Below are 3,556 nucleotides of genomic sequence, written 5' to 3' on the forward strand. Positions count from 1 at the left end.
GGCGGCCCGGCGCAGGCGGTGGGCCCGGGCGAGCGGCGGGGACGGAGCCGGGCCGAGCCGGGTGAGCAGGACCTGCCCACCGCGGTGGCGTGCGCGCGGTGGCGGAGGCCCACCCGCTCGTCGACCTCCGGGGCGGCCGGGCCGCCGGCGTACCGGGCGACCGTGACCTCGCCGTCGACGTACCGGCTGAGGTGGACGGCGGCGCCCACCCGGTCGCGGAGCCGCTCCACGACAGCCGTCACCGGGCCACCGGGAAGCGGAGGCCGACGAGACCGCGGCCCCCCACGGCCCGTGACTACAGCACCGCGCTGAGGAATTCCCGCGTCCGGTCGTGCTCCGGCTCGCTGAAGATCTTCTCCGGCGTACCGGCCTCGATGATCCGGCCCGAGTCGAACATCAGCACCTGGTCGGAGATGTCCCGGGCGAAGTTCATCTCGTGGGTCACGCAGAGCATGGTGATGTCGGTGGAGCGGGCGATGTCCCGCAGCACGTCCAGCACGCCCGCGACCAGCTCCGGGTCGAGCGCCGAGGTCACCTCGTCGAGGAGCAGCACCTGCGGCCGCATCGCCAGCGCCCGCGCGATCGCCACCCGCTGCTGCTGGCCGCCGGACAGCTGACCGGGGCGCTTTCCGAGGTGGTCGGTCAGCCCGACCAGCTCCAGCAGCTCCCGCGCCCGCTCCTCGGCCTCGTCCTTGGACAGGCCGAGCACGGTGACCGGGGCCTCGGTGATGTTCCGCAGCACCGTCATGTTCGGGAACAGGTTGAACTGCTGGAACACCATCCCGATCTTCTTGCGGACCTCGCGGACCTGCTTCTCGGGCGCCGGGAACAGCCGCTCCCCGTCGACGGTGATCGTGCCCTCGTCCGGCTTCAGCAGCGTCATCAGCAGCCGCAGGATCGTGGTCTTGCCCGAGCCGGACGGACCGATCAGCGTGACGTGCCGGCCGGCGTCCACGGAGAAGTCCAGGTGGTCCAGGACCGTGTGGTCCCCGAAGCGCTTGGTGACCCGCTCCAGCCGGATCAGCTCGCCGGTGCTCCTGGGGTTCTCCGGCGTCCCGGGCGCCCCCGGCCCCTCGGGCTTCTTGTCGAACGGGGTGTGGGTGTCAGGGGACAAGGCGTCGCTCCAGGGCTCGCAGGGCAAGGGAGGCCAGGTAGGAGATGACGATGAAGGCGAGGCCGATCACCGTCAGGGGCTCGGTGAACTGGAAGTTCTGCTGCGAGAACAGCCGCGCCTCACCGAGCATCTCCAGCACGGTGATGGCCATCAGCAGCGGCGTGTCCTTCAGCATCGAGATGACGTAGTTGCCGAGCGCGGGCACCACCCTGCGCACGGCCTGCGGCAGGATCACCGCGGTCCACGTCCGGCGCAGCGGCAGGTTCAGCGCCGTCGCCGCCTCCCACTGGCCCACCGGCACGGCCTCGATGCCCGCGCGGTAGACCTGCATCGTGTACGTCGAGTAGTGCAGCCCGATGGCGAGGACACCGGTGGTCAGTGCCGAGAAGGTCACGCCCCACTCGGGCAGCACGTAGAACAGGAAGAAGAGCTGCACCAGCAGCGGGGTGTTGCGGACGAACTCCGTCACCGCCCCGACCGGCCAGGTCACCCAGCGCGTCGGCACCCGCATCAGCAGCGCCCACACCAGGCCCAGCGCGAACGAGATCAGCGAGCCCAGGACCAGGATCTGCAGGGTGACCAGCAGACCGTCCCAGAAGTGCGGCATGAAGTCGGAGACCGCGCTCCAGTCCCACTCCATCAGACGGCACCCCCCACGTTGGTGGTCTCGGCCCGCTTCAGTTCCACGCCCGGATCACGGACCGGGGTCTTGCCGACCCCCGCCTTCAGCTTCTTCTCCAGACCGCGCATCAGGCGGGTCAGCAGGAAGGCGATCACGAAGTAGATCAGCAGGACGTACGTGTAGATCTCCGCGCTCTCCTGCAGCGCCAGACGCACCAGGTTGGCGCTGAACGTCAGGTCGCCCATGCCCATGATCGACACCAGGGCGGTGCCCTTGAGCAGCTCGATCAGCAGGTTGGAGAACGGCGGGATCATCTCCGGCACCGCCTGCGGCAGCAGGATCAGCCGCATCCGCTGCCAGGGCGTGAAGCTGAGCGCGATGCCGCCCTCGCGCTGGGCCGGGTCGACCGCGGCGAGCGCGCCGCGCACGATCTCCGAGCCGTACGCCCCGTAGGTCAGGCCGAGCGCCAGCGTGCCCGCCCACAGCGGCACCAGCTGCCAGCCGAAGGCCGGGGGCAGCACGAAGAACACCCAGAAGATCATCACCAGCGCCGAGGTCCCGCGGAACACCTCGGTGTAGAGGCCCGCGAGGAAGCGGACGATCCACAGCCGGTGGGTGCGCGCGACGCCGACCACGAAGGAGACCGCCGTCGCCAGCAGCGCGCTGAGGACGAGCAGCTGCACCGTCACCCAGACGCCGTCGAGTACGAGTTCCCACAGTCCCGGGGTCATCCGCCGCACAGCTCCTTCGCGGTCAGATCCGTCATCTCGTCCTCGGTGAACCCGAAGGGCCTGAGGATGCGGAGCAGTTCGCCGCTCTCCTTGAGCTTGCGCAGCTCGACGTTGAAGGCGTCCCGCAGCTTCGTCTCGGTCGGCCGGAAGGCGAAGGCGCCGCCGTCGACGTGCGGCTTCCCGCCGACGATCGGCCTGAAGGGCTCCGTGGCCTCCGCCTTGCCGGACTTCTTCACCACCTCGCGGGTGGTGAGCGCGGTCCCGGCGAAGACGTCGACACGTCCGGCCTCGACGGCGTTCAGACCGGCGACCTGGTCGGGGACGATCAGGATGTCGCTCTCCGGGTACCCGGCCTCGACGGCGTACGCGATCTCCGCGTACCCGGTGCCGGTGGCGAACTTCGCCTTCTTCTCCACGACGTCCCGGTAGTCGTGCAGACCCTTCGGATTGCCCTTGCGGACGATGAACGAGTCGAGCATCTGGTAGTCGGGGTCGGAGAAGAGGACCTGCTCGCAGCGCTCGGGGTTGACGTACATCCCGGCGGCCACGACGTCGAACTGCTGCGAGTTCAGCCCGGGTATCAGCGAGCCGAACTCGGTGGGCACGGGCTGCACCCGCTCCACTCCGAGCCGTTTGAAGATGACCTTGGCCAGTTCCGGCGCCTCGCCGGTCAGCTCACCGTCCCGGTCGATGTAACCGAACGGGATCTCGCCGGCTATGCCCAGGCGGACGACGCCCGCGGCCCTGAGCCGGTCCAGCAGGTCACCACCGTCCGTGGCTGCCGCCGTGGGGACGCGGGAACAGCCCGCGGCCCCCAGCGCGCCGAGCGCCGCGACCCCCGCGAGCAGCGATCGGCGGGTGGGTCCGGGGGCCTCCCGGAATCGTCTCAGTGGTTGCAGTGGTGGAGCCATGGCGGCGCGGCTACCCAAAGCGATGCCGGTTATTCCGGCCAGTTTCGGTCCCGCTCGGCGGCCCGGCGGCCCCGGCCGGGGGGGGGGGCCGGGGGGGGGGGGCGGCGCCGCGGGGGCGGGCGGGGGGCGGCCCCCGGGGCCGCGGGCCCGGGCGGCACGGCGGGAGGCAGGAAGTCAT

The 3,556-nt window shown here is 70.8% G+C and carries 4 protein-coding genes and 1 pseudogene; all 5 read right to left on the reverse strand.

From position 1 onward, the window contains the following. Positions 1-242: pseudogene (locus tag ABTY20_RS34935) on the reverse strand (hypothetical protein); the annotation flags it as partial. Positions 243-295: 53 nt separating this feature from the next. Beyond that, positions 296-1,114, reverse strand: a complete 819-nt coding sequence (gene ehuA, locus ABTY20_RS34940; protein ID WP_502991961.1) for an ectoine/hydroxyectoine ABC transporter ATP-binding protein EhuA — start codon at positions 1,112-1,114, stop codon at positions 296-298. Continuing rightward, positions 1,104-1,754: an ectoine/hydroxyectoine ABC transporter permease subunit EhuD gene (gene ehuD / locus ABTY20_RS34945; protein WP_352001163.1), complete on the reverse strand. Its 651-nt coding sequence runs from the start codon at positions 1,752-1,754 to the stop codon at positions 1,104-1,106. Before ehuD ends, ehuA begins: the two co-directional genes overlap by 11 nt. Next, positions 1,754-2,467 (reverse strand): ectoine/hydroxyectoine ABC transporter permease subunit EhuC, encoded by a 714-nt coding sequence (ehuC, locus tag ABTY20_RS34950; protein ID WP_352001164.1) that lies wholly within the window; start codon positions 2,465-2,467, stop codon positions 1,754-1,756. The genes ehuD and ehuC overlap by 1 nt, the downstream gene beginning before the upstream one ends. Beyond that, on the reverse strand, positions 2,464-3,378 hold the full coding sequence (ehuB, locus tag ABTY20_RS34955) for an ectoine/hydroxyectoine ABC transporter substrate-binding protein EhuB (RefSeq protein WP_352001165.1): 915 nt from the start codon (positions 3,376-3,378) through the stop codon (positions 2,464-2,466). Before ehuB ends, ehuC begins: the two co-directional genes overlap by 4 nt. Between the last annotated feature and the right edge of the window lie 178 nt (positions 3,379-3,556).

The organism is Streptomyces sp. NPDC126497 (assembly GCF_040302425.1).
Classification (GTDB): Bacteria; Actinomycetota; Actinomycetes; order Streptomycetales; family Streptomycetaceae; genus Streptomyces.